This window comes from Mesorhizobium sp. CNPSo 4688 (assembly GCF_057784295.1).
The window spans coordinates 315,774-338,007 of sequence record NZ_JBWLUY010000002.1 but is presented as its reverse complement, the minus strand read 5'-3'; the positions used below and the strand labels follow the sequence as shown (position 1 = coordinate 338,007).

The 22,234-nt window shown below is 63.7% G+C and carries 24 protein-coding genes; 19 read left to right on the top strand and 5 right to left on the bottom strand.

The window, feature by feature from the left end:
* The first annotated feature begins 96 nt into the window (after nucleotides 1-96).
* Both rlmN and AC04SH_RS04655 read left to right on the top strand, forming a co-directional pair.
* The gene (gene rlmN, locus AC04SH_RS04660) at nucleotides 97-1,332 is read left to right on the top strand and encodes a dual-specificity RNA methyltransferase RlmN (protein WP_488574103.1); all 1,236 of its coding nucleotides are present in this window, start codon (nucleotides 97-99) and stop codon (nucleotides 1,330-1,332) included.
* The gene (locus AC04SH_RS04655) at nucleotides 1,329-1,802 is read left to right on the top strand and encodes a hypothetical protein (RefSeq protein WP_477235521.1); all 474 of its coding nucleotides are present in this window, start codon (nucleotides 1,329-1,331) and stop codon (nucleotides 1,800-1,802) included. The genes rlmN and AC04SH_RS04655 overlap by 4 nt, the downstream gene beginning before the upstream one ends.
* Here AC04SH_RS04655 and AC04SH_RS04650 read toward each other — a convergent pair.
* Nucleotides 1,774-2,415, bottom strand: a complete 642-nt coding sequence (locus AC04SH_RS04650; protein ID WP_488574102.1) for a LysE family translocator — start codon at nucleotides 2,413-2,415, stop codon at nucleotides 1,774-1,776. The two genes, AC04SH_RS04655 and AC04SH_RS04650, sit on opposite strands and share 29 nt — an antisense overlap.
* Before the next feature lie 227 nt (nucleotides 2,416-2,642).
* On the opposite strand from AC04SH_RS04650, the gene AC04SH_RS04645 reads away from it, so the two are divergent.
* Nucleotides 2,643-3,866, top strand: coding sequence for an argininosuccinate synthase (locus tag AC04SH_RS04645; RefSeq protein WP_142867235.1), 1,224 nt, complete (start codon nucleotides 2,643-2,645; stop codon nucleotides 3,864-3,866).
* Between the two features lie 150 nt (nucleotides 3,867-4,016).
* On the top strand, nucleotides 4,017-4,601 hold the full coding sequence (locus tag AC04SH_RS04640; protein ID WP_477235517.1) for a hypothetical protein: 585 nt from the start codon (nucleotides 4,017-4,019) through the stop codon (nucleotides 4,599-4,601).
* Between the two features lie 92 nt (nucleotides 4,602-4,693).
* Here AC04SH_RS04640 and AC04SH_RS04635 read toward each other — a convergent pair whose 3' ends face one another.
* Entirely contained in the window at nucleotides 4,694-5,491 is a 798-nt protein-coding gene (locus AC04SH_RS04635; RefSeq protein ID WP_477235515.1) for a lytic murein transglycosylase, read from the bottom strand.
* 141 nt (nucleotides 5,492-5,632) lie between these two features.
* Between AC04SH_RS04635 and AC04SH_RS04630 the strand changes: the two genes are divergently transcribed.
* The 9 genes from AC04SH_RS04630 to AC04SH_RS04590 all read left to right on the top strand — a co-directional run bounded on the left by AC04SH_RS04630 (nucleotide 5,633) and on the right by AC04SH_RS04590 (nucleotide 13,637).
* Nucleotides 5,633-6,880 carry a flavin monoamine oxidase family protein gene (locus AC04SH_RS04630; RefSeq protein ID WP_488574101.1) on the top strand — a complete coding sequence of 416 codons (1,248 nt, stop codon included), beginning with the start codon at nucleotides 5,633-5,635 and terminating at the stop codon, nucleotides 6,878-6,880.
* Between the two features lie 90 nt (nucleotides 6,881-6,970).
* Entirely contained in the window at nucleotides 6,971-8,068 is a 1,098-nt protein-coding gene (locus AC04SH_RS04625; RefSeq protein WP_488574100.1) for a zinc-binding metallopeptidase family protein, read from the top strand.
* Between the two features lie 64 nt (nucleotides 8,069-8,132).
* Complete coding sequence (locus tag AC04SH_RS04620; protein WP_488574099.1) at nucleotides 8,133-8,732, top strand: DUF1236 domain-containing protein; 600 nt, start codon at nucleotides 8,133-8,135, stop codon at nucleotides 8,730-8,732.
* Between the two features lie 385 nt (nucleotides 8,733-9,117).
* On the top strand, nucleotides 9,118-9,537 hold the full coding sequence (sdhC, locus tag AC04SH_RS04615) for a succinate dehydrogenase, cytochrome b556 subunit (protein WP_477341360.1): 420 nt from the start codon (nucleotides 9,118-9,120) through the stop codon (nucleotides 9,535-9,537).
* Nucleotides 9,537-9,932 carry a succinate dehydrogenase, hydrophobic membrane anchor protein gene (sdhD, locus tag AC04SH_RS04610; protein ID WP_192254711.1) on the top strand — a complete coding sequence of 132 codons (396 nt, stop codon included), beginning with the start codon at nucleotides 9,537-9,539 and terminating at the stop codon, nucleotides 9,930-9,932. Before sdhC ends, sdhD begins: the two co-directional genes overlap by 1 nt.
* 1 nt (nucleotide 9,933) lies before the next feature.
* The gene (gene sdhA, locus AC04SH_RS04605) at nucleotides 9,934-11,772 is read left to right on the top strand and encodes a succinate dehydrogenase flavoprotein subunit (RefSeq protein WP_488574098.1); all 1,839 of its coding nucleotides are present in this window, start codon (nucleotides 9,934-9,936) and stop codon (nucleotides 11,770-11,772) included.
* A gap of 2 nt (nucleotides 11,773-11,774) precedes the next feature.
* On the top strand, nucleotides 11,775-12,212 hold the full coding sequence (locus AC04SH_RS04600) for a DUF3052 family protein (RefSeq protein WP_488574097.1): 438 nt from the start codon (nucleotides 11,775-11,777) through the stop codon (nucleotides 12,210-12,212).
* A complete protein-coding gene (locus tag AC04SH_RS04595; RefSeq protein WP_111548527.1) occupies nucleotides 12,212-12,991 on the top strand; it encodes a succinate dehydrogenase iron-sulfur subunit in 780 nt (259 codons plus the stop codon). The genes AC04SH_RS04600 and AC04SH_RS04595 overlap by 1 nt, the downstream gene beginning before the upstream one ends.
* A gap of 13 nt (nucleotides 12,992-13,004) precedes the next feature.
* Nucleotides 13,005-13,637 carry a YceH family protein gene (locus tag AC04SH_RS04590; protein ID WP_488574096.1) on the top strand — a complete coding sequence of 211 codons (633 nt, stop codon included), beginning with the start codon at nucleotides 13,005-13,007 and terminating at the stop codon, nucleotides 13,635-13,637.
* Nucleotides 13,638-13,853: 216 nt separating this feature from the next.
* Here AC04SH_RS04590 and AC04SH_RS04585 read toward each other — a convergent pair whose 3' ends face one another.
* Complete coding sequence (locus AC04SH_RS04585) at nucleotides 13,854-14,279, bottom strand: OsmC family protein (RefSeq protein WP_112560053.1); 426 nt, start codon at nucleotides 14,277-14,279, stop codon at nucleotides 13,854-13,856.
* Nucleotides 14,280-14,499: 220 nt separating this feature from the next.
* Here AC04SH_RS04585 and AC04SH_RS04580 point away from each other — a divergent pair, with 220 nt between their 5' ends.
* Nucleotides 14,500-14,709 carry a hypothetical protein gene (locus tag AC04SH_RS04580; protein WP_488574095.1) on the top strand — a complete coding sequence of 70 codons (210 nt, stop codon included), beginning with the start codon at nucleotides 14,500-14,502 and terminating at the stop codon, nucleotides 14,707-14,709.
* Nucleotides 14,706-15,062, top strand: coding sequence for a YciI family protein (locus tag AC04SH_RS04575; RefSeq protein ID WP_488574094.1), 357 nt, complete (start codon nucleotides 14,706-14,708; stop codon nucleotides 15,060-15,062). The genes AC04SH_RS04580 and AC04SH_RS04575 overlap by 4 nt, the downstream gene beginning before the upstream one ends.
* Before the next feature lie 18 nt (nucleotides 15,063-15,080).
* Here the strand turns inward: AC04SH_RS04575 and AC04SH_RS04570 are convergent, their stop codons facing one another.
* Nucleotides 15,081-16,688, bottom strand: coding sequence for a GMC family oxidoreductase (locus tag AC04SH_RS04570; protein WP_488574093.1), 1,608 nt, complete (start codon nucleotides 16,686-16,688; stop codon nucleotides 15,081-15,083).
* Between the two features lie 259 nt (nucleotides 16,689-16,947).
* On the opposite strand from AC04SH_RS04570, the gene AC04SH_RS04565 reads away from it, so the two are divergent.
* Nucleotides 16,948-17,478, top strand: coding sequence for a hypothetical protein (locus AC04SH_RS04565; protein WP_477235489.1), 531 nt, complete (start codon nucleotides 16,948-16,950; stop codon nucleotides 17,476-17,478).
* 268 nt (nucleotides 17,479-17,746) lie between these two features.
* On the opposite strand, the gene AC04SH_RS04560 is transcribed toward AC04SH_RS04565, so the two are convergent.
* Nucleotides 17,747-19,003 carry a ubiquinone biosynthesis hydroxylase gene (locus AC04SH_RS04560; RefSeq protein WP_488574092.1) on the bottom strand — a complete coding sequence of 419 codons (1,257 nt, stop codon included), beginning with the start codon at nucleotides 19,001-19,003 and terminating at the stop codon, nucleotides 17,747-17,749.
* 113 nt (nucleotides 19,004-19,116) lie between these two features.
* Between AC04SH_RS04560 and tesB the strand changes: the two genes are divergently transcribed.
* The 3 genes from tesB (at nucleotide 19,117) to AC04SH_RS04545 (ending at nucleotide 21,936) form a co-directional block, all read left to right on the top strand.
* Nucleotides 19,117-19,992: an acyl-CoA thioesterase II gene (tesB, locus tag AC04SH_RS04555; RefSeq protein WP_192254745.1), complete on the top strand. Its 876-nt coding sequence runs from the start codon at nucleotides 19,117-19,119 to the stop codon at nucleotides 19,990-19,992.
* A 218-nt stretch (nucleotides 19,993-20,210) separates the two neighbouring features.
* Complete coding sequence (locus AC04SH_RS04550; protein WP_023670499.1) at nucleotides 20,211-20,549, top strand: P-II family nitrogen regulator; 339 nt, start codon at nucleotides 20,211-20,213, stop codon at nucleotides 20,547-20,549.
* Between the two features lie 31 nt (nucleotides 20,550-20,580).
* Nucleotides 20,581-21,936 (top strand): ammonium transporter, encoded by a 1,356-nt coding sequence (locus AC04SH_RS04545; protein ID WP_477235482.1) that lies wholly within the window; start codon nucleotides 20,581-20,583, stop codon nucleotides 21,934-21,936.
* Nucleotides 21,937-22,234 lie beyond the last annotated feature (298 nt).

The window sequence follows — 22,234 nt, the reverse complement described above, 5'->3', positions numbered from 1 at the left end:
CCCCGCATGACTCTGCCTCCAACCTGTGCTATGCGCCGCGCTTCTTTTCGGCACGATGGATGAAATCGGCCGCAATTCGCTTATATTGGCGCTGATATGACCCTTTCCTTCGATCTCACCACTGAGGGCGCACGCGATGCGTTGCGCGCCCGTGCCACATCGGCCGAGAAGCCGTCGCTGGTCGGCCTGACCCGGGCCGAACTCGGCGAAGCCCTCATCAGTGCCGGCATCGTGCCCGAGCGCCAGGCGAAAATGCGCGCCCAGCAGCTGTGGCACTGGATGTATGTGCGCGGTGTCTCCGATTTCGCCGGCATGTTCAACATCTCCAAGGATTTGCGCGGCGAGCTCGACAAGCATTTCACCGTCGCCCGGCCTGAAATCGTCGAGGAACAGATTTCGTCCGACGGCACGCGCAAGTGGCTGTTCCGCTTTCCGCCGCGCGGCGCCGGCCGTCCGGTCGAGATCGAGACCGTCTACATCCCCGAGGAAGGCCGCGGCACGCTGTGCATCTCCTCGCAGGTCGGCTGCACGCTGACCTGCTCGTTCTGCCACACCGGCACGCAGAAGCTGGTGCGCAATCTGACTGCCGAGGAAATCCTGGCGCAATTGCTCACCGCCCGCGACCGGCTCGGCGATTTCCCCGACCGCGACACGCCCGACGGCGCCATCGTGCCGGCCGAGGGCCGCAAAGTGTCCAACATCGTCATGATGGGCATGGGCGAGCCGCTCTACAATTTCGAGGCGGTGAAGAAGGCGCTGCTGATCGCCTCCGACGGCGACGGGCTTTCGCTGTCCAAGCGCCGCATCACGCTGTCGACCTCTGGTGTGGTGCCGGAAATCCTGCGCACCGGCGAAGAAATCGGCGTCATGCTGGCGATCTCGCTGCACGCCACCAATGACGACCTGCGCGACCTCCTGGTGCCGATCAACAAGAAGTACCCGCTGAAGGAACTGATCGCGGCGTGCCGCGCCTATCCCGGCCTGTCCAACGCCAAGCGCATCACCTTCGAATATGTGATGCTGAAGGACGTCAACGATTCCATCGAGGATGCCAAGGGGCTGATCAAGCTGCTCAAGGGCATTCCGGCCAAGATCAATTTGATCCCGTTCAACCCGTGGCCGGGCACCAACTATCAGTGCTCCGACTGGGAAACGATCGAGAAGTTTGCCGATTACATCAACAATGCCGGCTACGCTTCGCCGATCCGTACGCCCCGCGGCCGCGACATCCTCGCGGCCTGCGGCCAGCTCAAGTCGGACTCCGAACGCATGCGCAAGGTCGACCGGCTGGCGCTGGAAGCGATGATGATTGCGGGGCACGGCGAGGCGTGAGCCGCGTCATCGCCTATCTCGTCCGCTTCGCCGTCATCCTGTTCGGCTATATCGTCGCCTCGCTGGCGGCGAGCGCCTTTCTCAACGTCCTGTTCCTGGCCTCGCTCGGTTACGCGCCGGAACATGCCCATCCGACGGCAACCGCATCGCTGTATTTCTCGATCCCCTTCGTGGCGCTGTTCATCGCTTATTTCGCCTTCATGCCGGCGGCCATCGTCATCTTGATCTCGGAGATACTCAGCCGCCGCGACTGGCTGTTCTATGCGCTTGCGGGCGGCATCGTGGCTGCGGTGTTCCTCGGCTTCGTCCACCAGAATGCCGATATCAATTTCGATGTCACCGATCCGCGCGCCATCGCCGCCGTGATCGGCTGCGGCATGGTCGGCGGCATCTTCTACTGGCTTTCCGCCGGCCGCTGGGCCGGAAGCTGGTGGCAGGCGGCTACTTCGCCTGAGCGGTCAGAATCTTGAGCGCGAAGGCCGAAAACACCCCGGCAAAGAGATAGTCGACCACCCGCGTCACGCGCGGGCTGGCCTTCATCGCCGCCGAAAACTTTTCCGCGGCAAACACCATCGGCGTCGTCACCGGGATCGACAGCACGATGAACATGACGCCGAGGAAAAACAGTTGTCCCGGCGCGTTCGGGTCATGTGCCGAGACGAATTGCGGCAGAAACGTCATGAAAAACAGGATGATCTTTGGGTTGAGCAGATTGACGCCGAGCCCGGCGACCCAGCTGCGGAACAGCGAAATCTCAGGGCCGCTCTTCTTCTGCGGCGAGAACGCCGAGCCTTTGGCGAGCGCCTGCCAGGCGAGGAAGACGAGATAGGCGGCACCGAAGATTTTCAGCACGAGGAAGGCCATCGGCGAAGCCACGATCAGAGCCGAGATGCCGACCGCCACCAAAGTGGTGTGGATCAGTGTGCCGGTGAGCGCCCCGGCCAACGAGGCAAAGCCGGCGGCGCGGCCCTGGCTCAGCGTGCGCGAGACGAACAGCGTCATGTCAGGCCCCGGCGTGATCGCCAGGATCATGGTGGCGATGGCGAACGGGATCAGCGTCGTGGTGTCGGGAATGATGGACATTGGTGGCCCCAAGGCAGAGCATCGGACTCAAAAGTGGAAGCCGGTTTTGGGAGAATCCGATGCTTAAACAAGAAGGAAGCACAGCCTATAGCGCAGGCCCCGCGCCCAGGCCAGCTTCTGTCAGCCGCAGCATCTGGTCCAGCCTTGATCGGCGTTCGTCCCTTGCGTTGGCCAGAAAGCCCGTGATACCTCGCCCGCGAAGAACCCTTGTCGCGGAACCGCCAACAATGTCGAAGACCAAAGACGTCAAGAAGGTCGTGCTCGCCTATTCCGGCGGCCTCGACACCTCCATCATCCTGAAATGGCTGCAGACCGAACTCGGCGCCGAAGTCGTCACCTTCACCGCCGATCTCGGCCAGGGCGGCGAATTGGAGCCGGCACGCAAGAAGGCCGAGATGATGGGCATCAAGGATATCCGTGTCGTCGATGTCCGCGAGGAGTTCGTGTCCGACTTCGTCTTCCCGATGTTTCGCGCCAACGCCGTATACGAAGGCACCTATCTGCTCGGCACCTCGATCGCCCGGCCGCTGATCTCCAAGCACTTAGTCGAGATTGCCAAAGAAACCGGCGCCGACGCGATTGCCCACGGCGCCACCGGCAAGGGCAACGACCAGGTCCGCTTCGAGCTTTCGGCCTATGCGCTGAACCCCGACATCAAGGTCATTGCGCCGTGGCGCGACTGGTCGTTCAAGTCGCGCACCGACCTGATCAACTTCGCCGAGCAGCACCAGATCCCGGTGGCGAAGGACAAGCGCGGCGAGGCACCCTTCTCGGTCGATGCCAACCTCTTGCACTCCTCTTCCGAGGGCAAGGTGCTGGAAGACCCGTGGAGCGAACCGCCGGAATTCGTCCACCAGCGCACCGTCTCGCCGATGGACGCGCCGGACAAGGTCACCGAGATCGAGATCGAATTTTTGAAGGGCGATCCGATCGCGCTCAACGGCAAGAAGCTGTCGCCGGCTGCGATGCTGACGGCCCTCAACGATCTTGGCCGCGACAACGGCATCGGCCGGCTCGACCTGGTCGAGAACCGCTTCGTCGGCATGAAGTCGCGCGGCGTCTACGAGACGCCCGGCGGCACCATCCTGATCGTCGCCCACCGCGCCATCGAATCGATCACACTCGACAGGGGTGCAGGCCACCTCAAGGACGAGTTCATGCCGCGCTATGCCGAGCTGATCTACAACGGCTTCTGGTTCTCGCCCGAACGGCTGATGCTGCAGGCGATGATCGACAAGAGCCAGGAAGATGTCGAAGGCACGGTGCGCCTGAAACTCTACAAGGGCAATGTCATGGTCACCGGCCGCAAGTCGAAGAAGACGCTCTATTCGGACGCATTGGTCACCTTCGAGGACGACCGCGGCGCCTACGACCAGAAGGACGCCGCCGGTTTCATCCGCCTCAACGCGTTGCGACTGAGGACACTTGCGGCACGCAACCGCAAGGGTTGAGCCCAACTACTATTCCAGGAAAACCCGGCGGAGACGCCGGGTTTTTATTTGGCATCTCTAATATACGAAAGTCAAACCAGCCAAGATTGATGCTGTTGACCTTTTAAAGGCTTCATCTAAATTCCTTCGCGGGACCGGGGGATTCTGATAGTGAAAAAAGCCATTTTTCTTCTGCTTGCGGCGGTCATCGTTTTTACCGGAGGCCAGTCCTCGCAGGCGGCCGCGAAACGCGAGCAGAATTCAGATGGGTGCATCTCCGCCGTCCATTTATGGAGCATCTCGTTCAAGCACGAAATCGCCTCTTTCATGGGCGTCTCGCAGGAGCGCATGCCGGCCTTGTTCTGCCAGCGCCTTGGCGAAGGGATACGCAGCGGGCGGATCAGCTACTCCGACTTGAACCGGCTGCAGCTCGACCAATCGACCGAAATCTGGCTGGTCATCAAGGGCAAGTCAAAGGCTGCGGCGCGAGCCCCGGCGCCGCGGAACTCCAGATTCCGTACCTGCTCAAATGTTATTACGGGCTCCTTCGAGGTTGCCGCTTCCGAGAAATGCCCCTTGGGCGGCAGCTACTCGCAAGCTGCCGGAGTCCCGACGGTGATCGAGGGTAGGCCAAAGGCGGCTCCTCCAACGCCCAGGAACTCCAAGTTCCGTACCTGCTCGAACCTTTACGGCGGCTCCTTCGAGGTTCCCGCTTCGAAGAGATGCCCCGTGGCCGGTGGTTACGTGGACAACTGAGAACCCAGGGGGCTCGCCGCTCTTGGCGTGCCACACGCACCGACAAAAAAGCCCGGCACATGGCCGGGCTTTCCGTTGAATGGGATTGTCGCTCAATCGCCGTCGATCGCGTCGGCGATCTGGGCGATGGCCTGCTGGTAGACGCTGGCGGAATTCCAGCCGGCAATTGCGCCCATATTTGCGCTTGCACTGGCACCCGCCCGCCAGCCATGAGCCTTGAGGAAGTTGGCGGTGGACGCCAGCGCGGTCGCCTTGTCGCGCAGATTTGCGTTGCCGACGCCATACTTCAGGACATTGCCGGGCAGGAACTGCGTATGGCCGATCTCGCCATGCGCGGCACCCACCGACGAGGCGCTCAGCGCACCGCGATCGACCAGTTTCAGCGCCGCAATGGCATGCGGGTAGAAGAACCCCGGGCGGCGGCAATCATAGGCAAGCGTGAGAATGGCCGAGACCGTGTTCTGGTTGCCCAGGGAGGCACCGAAGCCGGTCTCCATGCCCCAGATGGCGAGCAGCACGCCCGGCGAGACGCCGTAATTGCTCTCGATCCTCTCGAACATGGCCGCGTTCGACTTCTTCAGCGCACGGCCCTTGGAAATGATCGCAGCCCCGCCACGACGCTTCATGAAAGCATCCACCGAGCCGCTGAACGCCTTGTGGATGGCGCGGTCGACGGAGATCGTCTTGGTCGCGTAGTTGGCACCGGCCAGAGCGGCCAGGCCCTTGGGGCCGACGCCTTCAGACCTGGCCTCTGCGGCGAACTCCGGCTTCCACGCCTCGAAACCCGCGCCGGTCTTGCCGCAGCTGGCCGCCGCCTGCGCGCCCGTCGCCAGCGCAAGCACCGCCACCACCGTGGCCGCAAAAATCTTTCCCTTGGCAAACAATGCCATGCTTCTCTCCTGATTGCCTGAATCACGTCCCGGTTGTGAACTTGCCAGTGAAACGCGCCATTGTCACCGTACGCCCGGCGCTGTGCTGGCCAATGCAGCGGAATTTGCCTACGATCAAGTGCTTATTGTGGCGGGGAAACCATGGAAGACGTTGATGTCGTCATCATCGGCGCCGGTTCAGCGGGCTTAGCTGCTGCCAGGACCATTCGTGCCGCAGGCCTTTCCTTCAAGCTGCTGGAAGCCATGGGCCGCATCGGCGGGCGCGCCTGGACCAGCGACCAGCATTTCGGCATCCCGTTCGACATTGGCTGCGCCTGGCTGCATGCGGCCGACCGCAATCCCTATTTTCCCGAGGCGCAAGCCGCCGGCTGGACGCTGCATCACCACGACATGAATGTCGACCATCTCTACTACCGTCAGCGCAAGGCGAGCGAGCAGGAGGAGGCCGAGATGAAGGCCGCCGATGCGCGGCTGTTCGAGCTGCTGGCCACGCATCAGGTCGAAGAGGGCGACGACGACCGGCTTTCGACGCTGCTCGCCAAGGGCCAGGCGCCGCGCGCCGCCGCCACTTTCGCCGGACCGATGGATTTCGGCGCCGACGAGGACGAGATCTCGATCCGCGACTTCCAGGCCGCCGCGGATCTCGACCCGAACTATTTCAGCAAGGAAGGCTTCGGCGCGCTGGTCGCCCGCTTCGGCGCTGACCTGCCGGTTGAACTGTCGACGCCGGTGCGCAAGATTCTGTGGGATGTGCCGGGCGTCGCCTGCGTCACCGATCGCGGTACCGTGCGCGCCAAGGCGGTGATCGTTACCGCCTCGCCGGCCGTGCTCGCCTTCGAGGAGATCGAATTCTCGCCTGCACTTCCCGACGCGCATTTTGGCGCCTTCTTCGACCTGCCGATGGGCATGCTGACCAAGCTGCCGGTGGAGATCCGCGGCACTAGGCTCGGCCTGGAGCCCTTCGACGACCTGTTGATCGAACGCATGGCGCGGCACGACATCTATTTCCTGTGCTTTCCCTTCGACCTCGATCTGATGGTCGGTTTCGTCGGCGGCGACTTCGCCTGGGAAATGTCGGCGGCGGGCGAGGCTGCCGGCATCGACTTCGTCGTCGACCGGCTGTGCGGCATTTTCGGCAGCGACACCAGAAAGCATGTGGCGCGCGCCATGATGACCAATTGGGGTGAAGAGCGCTTCGTGCGCGGCGCCTATGCGGCGGCCCGCCCCGGACGCTCGCACGCCCGCGCGACGCTGATGCAGCCGGTGGCGGAAAAGATCTTCTTCGCCGGCGAGCATCTGGCCGGACCGCTGATCCAGACCTGCGGCGGCGCGCGCCTGTCGGGTGAGAACGTGGCGCGGCAGGTGATCGCCCGGCTGGCCGTGAAATAGCCCCGGCAAAGGGGAACGCCCGCCGGTCACTGGCGTTTTGGGCCGCGCGCCGCGCGTACCATATAACTGCCGTGACGATTTGAGGCCAAGATGAAACTGTTCGACTGTCCGCATTGCGGCCACCGGCTCTATTTCGAGAACGCGCAGTGCCTGAGCTGCTCGAACCTCGTGCTCTACGACCCGGAGCATGCGCGCTTTGCCTTGTCTGGTGTCGACGACATCTTCCACTGCACCAACGCCGATGAATGCGCCTGCAACTGGATGGCCGAGCCGGGCCACCCCTTCTGCCGCGCCTGCGTGCTGAACCAGCTGATCCCCAACCTCTCCGTCGACGGCAACCGCCGCCGCTGGATCCGCGTCGAGGCGGCCAAGAAGCGCGCCATCTATTCGCTGCTCGCCTTCGGTCTGCCGGTGGCGCCCAAGCAGGCCCCCGGCGACGAGATCGGCCTTGCCTTCGACTTTCTGGCCGATCCGATCGGCGGCGGTCCCGGCGGCGAACGCATCCTGACTGGCCACGACAACGGCCTGATCACCCTCAATGTCGCTGAGGCGGACTCGGCCGAGCGCGAGCGACGGCGCGTTGAGATGGGCGAGAACTACCGCACGCTGCTCGGCCATTTCCGCCATGAGCTCGGCCACTATTATTGGGACCGGCTGATCCGCGACGACCCGCAACGGCTTGACGCCTTCCGGGCGCTGTTCGGCGACGAGCGCGCCGATTACGAACAGGCGCTGCAGACCTACTACGCCAATGGCGCGGCGCCCGACTGGCAGCAGAACCACATCTCGGCCTATGCGACATCGCATCCGTGGGAGGACTGGGCGGAGACCTGGGCGCACTATCTGCACATCACCGACACGCTGGAGATGGTGCACGCGCTGAACTTTCCGCTCGGCCAGCTGGAGACGATGGAGGCCAATGTGCTGCCGCAGGGCGACACCGGCGGCCGCCTGCAGCCCGCCCCGGCCGAGCCTGAAGCCGTGCCCGAGCCGTTCGAAAAGATTCTCGCCCGCTGGCTGGTGCTGTCGGAAGCCTCCAACTCCATCAACCGCTGCATGGGCCTGCCCGACCTCTATCCCTTCGTCATTTCTGACGTGACGGCGCAGAAACTCGCCTTCGTACATGGGCTTCTGACGGGTTTGCCGAAAGAAACCGGAACAAATCGTGAGCCGGCACAGGCATTTTAGCCGGAACGCATGCGCTCTGTTTTCGTTTGGGGTCGCGAGGGGACCATGAAAACGGAGAGAAACCATGAGACGCATACTGTTTCCGGCCGTCGCCGGGGCGCTTGTCGCCATGTCGGGTGCGGCATTGGCCGATACCGCCGTCTCGGCCGTCGCCGATCTTAATGTGCGCGCCGGCCCCGGCCCGCAATATCCGGTGATCGGTGTGCTTGCCGCCGGCCAGTCGGCGACGCTCAATGGCTGCATCGAAAACAGCAAATGGTGCACCATCGCCGAAGCCGGCGGCCAGGGCTGGGTCTATTCCGATTATGTGACGGCCGATTTCGGCGGCAGCCGCGTCGTGCTGACACGCCGCCCCGCCGACGCCGCCATCACCGTCGTTGCACCGCCGCAGGATGATTATCCCGACACCTATACCGGCGCGATCCTTTCCGACGACGGCCCCATCGACGCCATCGACAGGCCGCCGGCGGAAGTCGGCACCTATGTCAGCACGCACCGGCTCGACCCGGTCTATCTCGACGGCGAGGTGGTGACAGGTGCTACCTTGCCCGACACCGTCGAACTGCGCGAAATCCCCGATTATCGCTACCGCTATGTCTATGTGAACGGCCAGCCTGCGCTGGTCGACCCGCAGACACGGCGCATCATGTACGTCGTGCGCTGATTGAGTCCCCGAAGGCGGTCCCCATCCGGCGGCCGCCTTCTCCCCGGTGTCGGCCCGGCCAGGCCGGTTGGAGCTGCTCTGTCGATCTCGGCCTTCCTGGCCTTGCTCTCGACGGCGAGGTCATAGCTCGCCTGCATGTTCATCCAGAACCCCGTCACGGAACGGATTATTCCGCACTGCAGCGAACGTTGCGCCGGCTTCGAGCCGGCCCCTAATCGATTGAAGCAATCGCCGGCCTTTTTGTCAGACTAAATGACGTTTCCAAAACGATTTTCTGGCTTTGACGCGGTGCAAAAAGAGCATTAGAAACCGGCTGTCTGAAGTCATACATGAAGGCGGCAACGCCGCATTCCATCGCGGCTCCGGACTTCGAACTGGGGCAGCCATGAGCAAATCACCAGCCACCCGAACCGCCAGACGTGAACGGCCGCTCTCGCCGCATCTGACGATCTACCGCCCGCCGATCACCATGACGATGTCGATCATCCATCGCATCACCGGCGGGGCGCTGTATTTCGGCACGCTCCTGGTCGCGGCCTGGCTGATGGCGGCGGCGAGTTCGCAAGCGACTTTCGATTGGGTCAACTGGGCCTTCGGCACCTGGCTCGGCCGCCTCATCCTGTTCGGCTACACTTGGGCGCTGATGCACCATATGCTGGGTGGCGTGCGCCATCTCGTCTGGGACACGGGCGCCGGGCTCGAGAAACATACGGCATCGAAGATCGCCTGGACGACGCTCGCCGGCTCGGTTGCGCTCACGCTGCTGATCTGGGTTGCCGGCTATATGGCGCGGGGAGCCCTGTGATGAGCGGCAGCAACAACGACATGCGCACGCCGCTGGCGAAAGTCCGTGGTCTCGGCTCGTCCCACGAGGGGACACAGCATTTCTGGCGCCAGCGGCTGACGGCGCTCGCCAACATTCCACTGACACTGTTCTTCGTCGGCTTCCTCATCGCGCTCAACGGCGCCGGCTATACCGAGGTGCGGGCAGCGCTGGCCAATCCGTTCGTGGCGCTGGTGATGATCCTTTTCCTGATTTCCGGGCTTTACCATATGCGGCTCGGCATGCAGGTGATCATCGAGGACTATGTGATCAGCGAAGGCCTGAAGCTGCTGACGATCGCGCTCAGCACATTTTTCACCATAGCGGTCGGCGTCGCCTCGATCTTCGCCCTGCTCAAGCTCGCATTCGGAGGCTGAGTTGGCCAAGGACGCAAAATCAGCCAACCCGGCATCGGCCTACACCTATGTCGACCACAAATTCGACGTGGTGGTCGTCGGCGCCGGCGGCGCCGGCCTGCGCGCCACCCTCGGAATGGCCGAACAGGGCCTGCGCACCGCCTGCATCACCAAGGTGTTCCCGACCCGGTCGCACACGGTGGCGGCGCAGGGCGGCATTGCTGCTTCGCTTGCCAACATGGGCCCCGACAACTGGCAATGGCATCTCTTCGACACCGTCAAGGGTTCGGACTGGCTGGGCGACATCGATGCGCAGGAATACATGGTCCAGCAGGCGCCGGCCGCCGTCTACGAGCTCGAACATTACGGCGTGCCGTTCTCGCGCACCGAAGAGGGTAAGATTTATCAGCGGCCGTTCGGTGGCATGATGATGAATTTCGGCGAAGGCCCGCCGGTGCAGCGCACATGCGCCGCCGCCGACCGTACCGGCCATGCCATGCTGCACACGCTCTATGGCCAGTCGCTGAAGCACAACGCGCAGTTCTTCATCGAGTATTTCGCGCTCGACCTGATCATGGAGCCGGACGGCACCTGCACCGGCGTCGTCGCCTGGAACCTCGATGACGGCACCATCCACCGCTTCTCGGCCAAGATGGTGGTGCTGGCGACCGGCGGCTATGGCCGCGCCTATTTCTCGGCCACCTCGGCGCACACCTGCACCGGCGATGGCGGCGGCATGGCCTCCCGCGCCGGCCTGGCGCTGCAGGACATGGAGTTCGTGCAGTTCCATCCGACGGGCATCTACGGCGCGGGCTGCCTGATCACCGAGGGCGCGCGCGGCGAGGGCGGCTATCTCGTCAATTCCGAGGGCGAGCGCTTCATGGAGCGCTATGCGCCGTCGGCCAAGGACCTTGCCTCGCGCGATGTGGTGTCGCGCTGTATGACGCTGGAAATCCGCGAAGGCCGCGGCGTCGGTCCGAAGAAGGATCATATCTTCCTGCATCTCGACCATCTCGACCCGGCCGTCCTGCATGAGCGGCTGCCCGGCATTTCGGAATCGGCCAAGATCTTCGCTGGCGTCGACCTGACCAAGGAACCGATCCCGGTGCTGCCGACGGTGCACTACAATATGGGCGGCGTGCCGACCAACTACTGGGGCGAAGTGCTCAATCCCACGGCCGAAAATCCAGATCAGGTGTCACCCGGGCTGATGGCCGTCGGCGAGGCCGGCTGCGCCTCCGTGCACGGCGCCAACCGGCTTGGCTCGAACTCGCTGATCGATCTGGTCGTGTTCGGCCGCGCGGCGGCGATCAGGGCCGGCCAGGTGATTGACCGCAACTCGGCGATCCCTTCGCCCAACGAAGCCTCGGTTGGGAGGATCATGGATCGTTTCGACCGGTTGCGCCACGCCAACGGTTCGACGCCAACCGCCGTTCTGCGCGAGAAGATGCAGAAGGCGATGCAGGAAGACGCGGCGGTGTTCCGCACCCAGGAATCGCTGGACAGTGGCTGCAAGCGCATTTCGCAGATCTGGACCGAGCTCAAGGACATCAAGGTGTTCGACCGCTCGATGATCTGGAACTCCGACCTGGTCGAGACGCTGGAGCTGGAAAACCTGATGGCCAACGCTATCACCACCGTCTATGGCGCCGCGGCGCGCAAGGAGAGCCGTGGCGCGCATGCGCGGGAAGATTTTTCGGCGCGCGACGACGCGACCTGGCGCAAGCACACGCTCGCGCGGCTCAACGAGGCCGGCGAGGTGGAACTGAGCTATCGGCCGGTGCACACCGAACTGCTGCTCAAGGAAGCCGACGGTGGTATCAACCCGGCCAAGATCGCGCCGAAGGCCAGGGTGTATTGACGATGGCGCTGGCGGCCTCTGGATATTCGGGCACGCCCCTTCCGGCCAAGCTCGGCCTGAAGGACGGCATGACCGCCGCCTTCATCGCGCTGCCCCACGACCTCGACGATCTCGCCGACGCCGTTGACTTCGCTCAAGTCGACAGGCTGCCGGACTGGTCGGAGATTTCGGGTATTCGCCAGAAATATGATGCCGTTCATGCCTTCGCCCGGCGGCGTGCCGAGATTGAGGACCGCCTGGTCGATATCGAGGCGGCCATCAAGCGCGAGGGCATGGTCTGGGTCTCCTGGCCGAAGAAGGCATCGAAAGTGCCGACCGACGTCACCGAGGGCGTCGTTCGCGCCGAGGCGCTGAAGCTCGATCTTGTCGACGTCAAGGTCGCCGCCGTGAATGAAATCTGGTCCGGGCTGAAGCTCGTCATCCGAAAGGACCGCAGGTAATGGTCGAACTGACGCTCCCCAAGAATTCGCAGATCAAGCAGGGCAAGACCTGGCCGAAGCCGGAGGGCGCCACCAATTTGCGCGAGTACCGCATCTATCGCTGGTCGCCGGACGATGACGAGAACCCGCGCATCGACACCTATTTCGTCGACATGGACGATTGTGGGCCGATGGTGCTCGACGCGCTGCTGTGGATCAAGAACAAGATCGACCCGACGCTGACCTTGCGCCGCTCCTGCCGCGAAGGCATTTGCGGCTCCTGCGCCATGAACATCGACGGCTCCAACACGCTGGCCTGTACCAAGGGCTGCGACGACATTTCCGGCGCGGTCAAGGTCTATCCGCTGCCGCATATGCAGGTGGTCAAGGACCTGGTGCCCGACCTCACCAATTTCTACGCCCAGCACGCATCGATCCAGCCCTGGCTGAAGACGGTGTCGCCGGAGCCGGCTAAGGAATGGCTGCAGAGCCACGAAGACCGCGAGAAACTCGACGGGCTCTACGAATGCATCTTGTGCGCCTGCTGCTCGACCTCGTGCCCGAGCTATTGGTGGAATGGCGACCGCTATCTCGGCCCGGCAACGCTACTGCAGGCCTATCGCTGGCTGATCGACAGCCGCGACGAGGCCAAGGGCGAGCGGCTCGACAATCTCGAAGACCCGTTCCGCCTCTATCGCTGCCACACCATCATGAACTGCGCGCAGACCTGTCCCAAGGGGCTGAACCCGGCCAAGGCGATTGCCGAGATCAAGAAGATGATGGTGGAGCGGCGGGTATAGCGAGCCGATCATTATGACAGATACCGAATTGCCCGTTCTTTCTCCCGTCGAAGCCCGTGTGCTCGGCTGCCTGATCGAGAAGAAGGAGCTGACGCCTGACGTCTACCCGCTGACGCTGAATGCGGCTCTTGCCGCCGCCAACCAGAAGACGGCGCGCGAGCCTGTGATGGCGCTGGAGCAGACGGAGGTGCACCGCGGGCTGAAGCTGCTCGAGCAGAAGGGGCTGGTGCGGCAGATGTTCGGCTCGCGCGTCGAGCGCTACGAGTATCAGATGGCGCAGCGTTTCTCACTGACCACGCCGCAGACCGCGTTGGTCGGTCTGCTCCTGTTGCGCGGACCACAGACGGCGCATGAGCTGTTGGCGCGAGCCGAGCGCATGGCGCGTTTTTCGTCGATCGAGGATCTGCGGGCCGAACTCGACATGCTGATCGGCCGTAGGCCGCCGCTGATCCAAGAGATACCGCGCGGGCCGGGCCAGCGCGAGGACCGTTTTGTGCATCTGCTTGCTGGACCGGTGGATGTCGCTGCGCTGTCGGCGCAGCGGAGCGCGCATGTCATGCCTGCTTCCGATCTGGAAGCGAGGGTGGAATCGCTCGAACAGGAAGTGGCAGCACTCCGCGCCCGGCTCGACGCGTTGGGTGCCTGATAGTCAGCCGAGACGTTGGCGGGACAGCGCCCCCCTTTGTCCTGCCGGACATCTCCCCCACGAGGGGGGAGATCAGATGTATCGCCGCTTTCGCTAATCTCCGAACGTTTCAGAAAAGGCCGGGCAGCGAAGCTGCTGACCTCCCCCCCTTGCGGGGGGATGCCCAGTAGGGCAGAGGGGGGCGCGACAGATCGCTACCCGAGCAAGATCGCTACTTCACCCCAATTTCGCGTCGAGCGAAACCTTGATCGCGCCCAGCGCCTTCGACACCGGGCACTCTGCCTTGGCCTTCTCGGCCAATTCCTTGAATTTCGCCGCATCGATGCCCGGCACCTTGCCGACCAAAGTGATGGCGCTGCCGGTGATGCCGGTGCCGGGCACCAGCGTCACCACCGCCTTGGCGTCGAGTTCGGTGGCCGGCGTGCCGTTCTCGGCCAGGAAATGCGACAGCTGCATGGCGTAGCAGCCGGCATGCGCGGCGGCGATCAACTCTTCGGGATTGGTGCCGGATTTGCCGCTCTCGTCCTCGAAACGAGCCTTGAACGAATAGGGCGTGCCCTTCAAGGCGCCGCTCTGCGTGTCGAGCGTGCCGTTGCCCTCTTTCAGATTGCCTTTCCAGACGGCGTTTGCGGTACGGTCCATAAAATCCTCCTTGATTGCAGCGATAGCGCCGGCCTGGCGGCGTTCCCTTCAACTATAGCGCGGCGGCAGGGGAAGGCCACCGCGCTGTTTTGGCGTGATTGCGGCGCCGCCGAGCCCTGCCGAATCTTTTTGAAAAAATCTGCGTGCAAAAATGTCGACTTGCATCTGCGCCGACCGTCCTGCGGGCGGCCACGGATTCTCGTGGCGGATGGAGGTACCCATGAACAATCTGTTTTCTGCCCATTGGAACGGCCCCAGCGAAAGGCCGCGAAACATCGACTGCTCGCGACCCTCCGGCTTCGGCCGGCTGCTTTTGGCGATCGCCATCATCGGTCTTGCGGTCTGCGTGCTCGACCACGTCTCCGCCGGCAAGGCTGCAACCGGCACGCTGATCGCCTATGGTTCGTCCGAGCAAGGGAGCTGGAAATGAAATATGTCTGTCTGGTCTATGGCGAGGAAAAAGATCTCCATGCCATGACGCCGCAGCGTCTGGCCAAGCTCGACGCCGATTCGATGGCCTATGACCGGTCGCTGGACCAGCAAGGCAAGCTGATCATCGCGCAGGCGCTGCAATCGGTGAAGACGTCGAAGACGGTCCGGCGGCGCCAGGGCAAGCGGCTGATCACCGACGGCCCCTTTGCCGAGACCAAGGAGCAGTTGCTCGGGTTCGTCATGATCGAGGCCGACACTCTCGAACAGGCGCTGGAGATCGCCGGCGAGATCCCGCTGGCCGAGATCGGCACCATCGAGGTCAGGGCGATCTACGACGTGCCGGGGTCATAGAGTCGCACATCGACGGGCTCATGCAGGCCGGCGGATCATATCCGCCGCCTTCTCGGCGATCATCACCACCGGCGAAGCGGTGTTGCCGGAGACGATGCGCGGCATGATCGAGGCGTCGATGACGCGCAGGCTCTCGACGCCGGCGACGCGCAGGTCCGGGCTGACGACGGCGCGGTCGTCGACGCCCATCCGGCAAGTGCCGACCGGGTGGAAGATCGTCGTCGCGATCGAGCCGATCTGGTGCAGCAGATCATCGTCGGACTGGTGCGCGAGACCGGGCAAGATCTCTTCCGGATGGAAGGCTTCAAGCACCTTGGCGGTCATGATCGAGCGCGCTTGGCGTACCGAGCGCAATGCGATCTCGCGGTCGCGCACCGTGGACAGATAATTCAGCCGGATCTCCGGCTGCACGGCTAGTTCGCGCGTCGTGGCGTGCACCGAGCCGACGCTGTCGGGGCGCAGATTGCAGACCGACATGGTGATCGCCGGGAACGGGTGCAGCGGGTCGCCCAGCCGGTCCGTCGACAGCGGCTGGACATGGTATTCCAGGTCCGGCGTCGCCATCGACGGATCGGATTTGCTGAACATGCCGAACTGGCTCGGCGCCATCGACATCGGGCCAGAGCGGGCAAAGGCATATTGCAGGGCGATGCGCGCCTTGCCGCTCAGGCTGTTGGCAAGGGTGTTGAGGGTCAGCGCCGACGACACTTTGTAGACGGTGCGGATCTGCAGGTGGTCCTGCAGGTTTTCGCCGACATCGAAGCTGGCGTGAACCACATCGATGCCCAATGCGGCGAGGCGGTCCGGCTGGCCGACACCGGAAAGCTCGAGCAGCTTCGGCGTGTTGATCGAGCCTGCCGTCAGCAGCACCTCACTTCCGGCCTTTGCCTCTATGGCTTCGCCGCCCACGAGATAGCGGACGCCTGTCGCCCGCTTGCCGTCGAACAACACCTTCTCGACATGGGCGTTGACGACCAGCCGAAGGCTGGGCCGCCGCAGCGCCGGGCGCAGGAAGGCCTTGGCGGTGTTCCAGCGCACGCCCTTGTTCTGGTTCACTTCGAAGAAGCCGGACCCTTCATTGTCGCCGTCATTAAAATCCTCGCGCGGCATGATGCCGAATTCCTTCGCGGCTTCCTGCACCGTGTTGAGGATCGGCCAGGACAGGCGTTGCCGCGCCACTTTCCATTCGCCGCCGGCGCCATGCAGCTTCGTCTTGCCGCCATGGTGATCCTCGGATTTGAGGAAATAAGGCAGCACATCGTCCCAGCCCCAGCCGACATTGCCCATCTGCCGCCAGCCATCATAGTCCGCCGCCTGGCCGCGCATGTAGATCATGCCGTTGACCGAGGTGCAGCCACCCAGCACCTTGCCCCGGGGATAGACCAGCGAGCGGCCGTTCAGACCTGCTTCCGGGGCGGTCTTCATCATCCAGTCGGTGCGCGGATTGCCGATGCAATAGAGATAGCCGACGGGGATATGCACCCAGTGGTAATTGTCGCTGCCGCCGGCTTCGAGCAGCAGCACGCGTGTGCCCGGGTCTTCGCTCAGGCGATTGGCCAGCACGCAGCCGGCGGTGCCTGCACCGACGATGATGTAGTCGTAGTCGCCATCGAGCCGTTGGGTCATTGCGGTGTTCTACTCGGTCCTGCGGCCTGTTCGGCCAGAACGATCGCAGCGTATCGGCGAGGCCGCAATAGGCGCGATAACGCCTGTTGTATTGATCTCGCATCGGCGGTCCGAACGATCGGCGGCGCGAGGCCCGGGACCTCGGAGTGTGGAAGCTTGAGGGAAACGGCTGTGTTTCTTAACCAGCCGCAATTCTTGCGTGTTGAAGCAACGTCGGAGTTCTCTTATCGTCGCCGGGATTTTCGGGGGAATTTTCGACATGCCTTTCCTGATTGCTCTTCTCGGCGCGCTGGGAGCGGCTGCGTTCTGGTGGTACCGCATGAAGGCCATGAACGACGCCGCGCGCGAGGTGGCCGACGTCGTCGGGCGCGTCCAGGGCAACATCCGCCGCAAGAAGCTGCGCAAGCAGGCGGCGTTGTCACCGCTGACGGCGATCGACGACCCGGTCGTGGCGGCGGCAACGCTGATCACTGCCATGGCTGCGGAGCACGGCCCGATCCTGCCGAAGCGCGAAACCGTCATCCGTGAGGTGATTTCGCAGATCGCCGAGAACCAGAAGAAAACCGATGAGGCCGTCGTCTACGCCAAGTGGGCCTCGGCGCAGATCGACGACACGACCATCGTCATCGACAAGCTGGCGCCCTTCCTGCGCGAGCGCCTCGATCCGCACGAGCGGGAGGATCTGCTGCAGATGCTGAACCGCGTCGCGCAAGGTGGCGAGCAGAAGTTCAAGGTCGCCGATCAGCGCATGCTGCGGCTGCGGCAAAAGCTGGGTTTCGAGGTGAACTAGAATTCACGTGCAACATCGGCAAGCCGCCTGCTTCGGCGATTGGCGGATGCATCCCAGCTTCGTCATCCACGGGCGGAGCAGCCGCGAAGCGGCGTCGCGAAGACCCGAGGATCCATTCCGTGACCTCGATCGAAAGATGCAGCGGGGCAGAATAATTCTGTAACCGTTGCAACGCCTTAGCGTCACGGAATGGATCCTAGGGTCTGCGCGCGTCGCTCCGCTCCTTGCTCCGCCCTAGGATGATGAAGCGGGGGACGACGCCAAACCGCTAAATCGCCTCGCCCTTCAATAGCCGCGGCGTGTCGCCGGATAGTCCCGACGCCTGGCGGATGAAGAACTCCTTCAGCCGGGGCATGCGCTCGACGAGGCCGAGGCCGATGTCGCGGAGCTGGCGCAGCGGGCCGATGTCGTTGGAGAACAGCCGGTTCAGCACGTCGGTGGTGACGCCCATCTGCACGGTGTCGAAGCGGCGCCATTGCTGGTAGCGCTCGAGTACGTCGAGCGCACCGATGTCCTGCCCCAGGCGATCGGCCTCGACAATCACTTCGGCCAGCGCCGCCACATCCTTGAAGCCGAGATTGAGGCCCTGGCCGGCGATCGGGTGGATGCCGTGGGCGGCGTCGCCGGCAAGCGCGATGCGTGGGGCGACGAAAGCGCGCGCGATGGTCAGGCCGAGCGGCCAAGCGCGCGGCTTGTCGGTGACGCGGATCTCGCCGAGCTTGAGGCCGAAGCGCAATTCCAGCTCATGCTCGAAGACGAGGTCGTCGCCCGAAACCAGTTTCTCGGCATCCTCGGAGCGTTCGACCCAGACCAGCGATGAACGGTTGGTGCCGTCCTCGGTCGGTTTCAGCGGCAAAGTGGCAAACGGGCCGGCGGGCAGGAAATGCTCCTCGGCGCGGCCATTGTGCGGGCGCTCATGCGCCACCGTGCAGACGATGCCGGACTGGCCGTATTCCCATTTCACCGTCTTGATGCCGGCCATGTCGCGCAATTTCGAATTGACGCCGTCGGCGGCGACCAGCAGCCGCGCCTTCAGTGTCGCGCCGTCGGCCAGATGCACGGTGACGCCGGCGCCGTTCGTGTCGAAGGCGCTGACCGCGACACCTTCGATGATATCGATGCCAAGCTTTTGCGCGCGGCGGCGCAAGGCGCCGTTCAGATCCCGGTTGGCGACCATGTGGGCGAACGGTTCGCCCGGCGCGACCTCGCCGTCGAAGGTGAGGAACACCGGGCGCACCGGATCGGCGGTGCGCGAATCGGTGACGATCATTTCGGTGATGGCTTGCGAGTGGCCGACGATTTCCTGCCAGACGCCGAGCTGGTCGAGCATGCGGCAGGCGGCGGCGGCGATCGCCGAGGCGCGGCCGTCCTGCTGCCAGACGCCGGCAGGGGCTGCATCAACGACGGCGACCGCCAGGTTCGGCCGCGCCTGTTTCAGCGACACGGCCGCGGCGAGGCCGACATAGCCGGCGCCGGCGATCAGCACGTCGAGCGAGTTTTTTGCGTCCGTCTTGCGGTCTGCCATGTCAATTCCTTTCGAAGCCGTGACCGTCCTGCCTCCACGGGGACATTGCGGCCTTGACTGCCCGCCATTCCTGTCGGAAACCGCCATAGCATCTTAAGGCGAGGTCACGAAGCATGACAGCGGCCATGGACGAGCTTCTCAGCATTCTCGACCTCGAGCAGCTGGAACACAATCTGTACCGTGGTCGCAGCCCCAAGCTCGACTGGCAGCGCGTCTTCGGCGGCCAGACCATCGCCCAGGCGCTGGTCGCCGCGCAGCGCACGGTCGAGCCCGAGCGTCATGTGCATTCGCTGCACGGCTATTTCATGCGGCCGGGCGACACCAAGGTGCCGATCGTCTACGAGGTCGACCGCATCCGGGACGGCGGCTCCTTCACCACGCGCCGCGTGGTGGCGATCCAGCATGGCCAGGCGATCTTTTCGCTGGAAGCCTCGTTCCAGCAGGATGAGGTCGGGCTTGAGCATCAACTGCCGATGCCGCGCGACGTGCCGGCGCCCGACAGCCTGTTGTCGCAGCGCGAATTGCTGGGCAAATTCGGCGAGGCGGTGCCGGAAGGCATCAGGCGCTACTGGGAGCGCGACCGGCCGATCGAGATGAAGCCGGTGATGCTGAAACACTACACCAGCCGCGAAAAGCTGGAGCCGCAGCAGAACATCTGGATCCGCACCACCGGCCCGGTGCCGGCCGACCGCGGCATACAGGCTGCGGTGCTTGCCTACCTCTCCGACATGACGTTGCTGGACACCTCGACCTTTGCGCACGGCCGCGCCATTTTCGACCGCGACATCCAGGCGGCGAGCCTCGACCACGCCATGTGGTTCCACCGCAGCCATCCGCTCGACGACTGGATCCTGTACACGCAGGACAGCCCGTCGACGCAAGGGTCGCGCGGCTTCACCCGCGGCTCGCTGTTTGCCCGTGACGGCACGCTGATCGCTTCGGTTGCCCAGGAAGGCCTGATCCGCCTGAAGCGCCCGCCTGCCGAATAGGCATTTTCTGAAAATTGCCTATTTTTTAATCAGTGACTGTCCGATGACAATGTGCACCGCGCTGCTGCGGCCCGGGCAATCCGTTTATTTACAATGAGTTAACGCACTGCTTCGGCAACTGGCACGGAGCTTGAATCCTGTCGGGCACTCTCCGGGCTCTTTGGGATCGGTGAAGGTGTGCAAACGCGGGGGACCGCAACAGCAAAGGGTGAAACCTTATGAAAATCGTGATGGCAATCATCAAGCCGTTCAAGCTCGACGAGGTGCGCGAAGCGCTCACCGCCGTCGGCATCCAGGGCCTGACCGTCACCGAAGTCAAAGGCTACGGGCGTCAGAAGGGACACACGGAAATCTATCGCGGTGCGGAATACGCGGTCAGTTTCCTGCCGAAAATCAAGATCGAAGTCGCGGTCAGCACCGACCTGGTCGACAAGGCCGTCGAAGCCATCACGGCGGCGGCCAAGACCGGCCAGATCGGCGACGGCAAGATCTTCGTCTTCGGCATCGATCAGGCGGTGCGCATCCGTACCGGCGAAACAGACACCGACGCGCTCTGAGCGGCGAACACGTATTCCAATGGAGAGTTCAATGAATATTCCTTCCACCTTGAAGACGACGGGACGCGCGGCCGCACTCGGCTCGCTCGCTCTCGCAGCATGGGGCAGCGTCGCCGCCTTCGCGCAGGAAGCAGCCCCCGCGGCCGCTGCTGCCCCGGCGGCGCCGACGCCCGTGCTCGATACCGGCAACACCGCCTGGATGCTGACTTCGACAGCGCTGGTGCTGATGATGACCATTCCCGGCCTCGCCCTGTTCTACGGCGGCATGGTGCGCAAGAAGAACGTGCTCGCCACCGTCATGCAGAGCTTCGCCATCACCTGCCTGGTGACGATCCTGTGGTTCATGTTCGGCTATTCGCTGGCCTTCTCCACCAATGATTCGGCGAGCTTGAACAGCTTTATCGGCGGCGCCTCGAAATTCTTCCACCATGGCATCACCACCTCGTCGCTGTGGTTGCCCGGCGTGGCGAACATTCCCGAGTTCGTCTTCTCGATGTTCCAGATGACCTTCGCCATCATTACCCCGGCACTGATCGCCGGCGCCTTCGCCGAACGCATGAAATTCTCGGCGCTGCTGATCTTCATGGCGCTGTGGCTGCTGGTCGTCTACGTGCCGGTCGCGCATTGGGTCTGGGGTGGCGGCTTCCTCGGTACGGCTGGCGTGCTCGACTTCGCCGGCGGCACGGTCGTCCACATCAACGCAGGTGTCGCGGGCCTGATCTGCGCCCTGGTTCTCGGCAAGCGCGAAGGCTACGGCACCGTCAACATGGCGCCGCACAACCTGGTCTATTCGGTGATCGGCGCTTCGCTGCTGTGGGTCGGCTGGTTCGGCTTCAACGCCGGTTCGGAACTGGCGGCTGACGGCCTTGCCGGTGCTGCCATGCTCAACACCCAGGTTGCCACCGCCGCGGCGGCGCTGGCCTGGATGTTTGCCGAATGGATCGTTGCCAAGAAGCCTTCCGTGCTCGGCATCATCTCGGGTGCGGTTGCCGGCCTCGTCGCGGTGACGCCGGCTTCCGGCTTCGTCAACCCGACCGGCGCCTTCATCGTCGGCATCGTCGCCGGCGTGCTCTGCTACATCTCGGCGGTCAAGGTGAAGCACATGTTCGGCTATGACGACTCGCTCGACGCCTTCGGCGTGCATGGCATCGGCGGCATCATCGGTGCGCTGCTCACCGGCGTCCTCGCCGATCCGGCAATCAACAGCCTGTCGTCGGGCGCCTCGCTCGGCAAGCAGGTCTACGGCGTTGCCGTCACCATCGTGTGGACGGCCATTGCTACCTTCGTGATCCTCTACATCGTCAAGGCACTGGTCGGCCTGCGGCCCAGCACCCAGGAAGAAGTCGAGGGCCTCGACGTCACCCAGCATGGCGAGGTGGTTCCGTAAGGCCACCTGCCAACGGGACCGGCGGAACCCTCCTCCCGCCGGTCCCCTTTTCCGGTTATGCAACTCCTGGGAAAGCCGCTGAACACTTTTCCTGGAGTTGCCTGGAGAAATCCCGTCGTGACGCTCCCGAAAAGGGCTCACGCCTTGAGGCCCGGTTCATTCCGGGCCTCTTTTTTTTGCAAACTGTTGCGGCGGGCCGGGACTCACCATTGTCGGCCGCATCCCCCGCGCGGGGGATGCAGGCGCCGGACCGGTGTGACACCTCGTGGAAGATCGCGAGATTCGCGACCTCACTCGA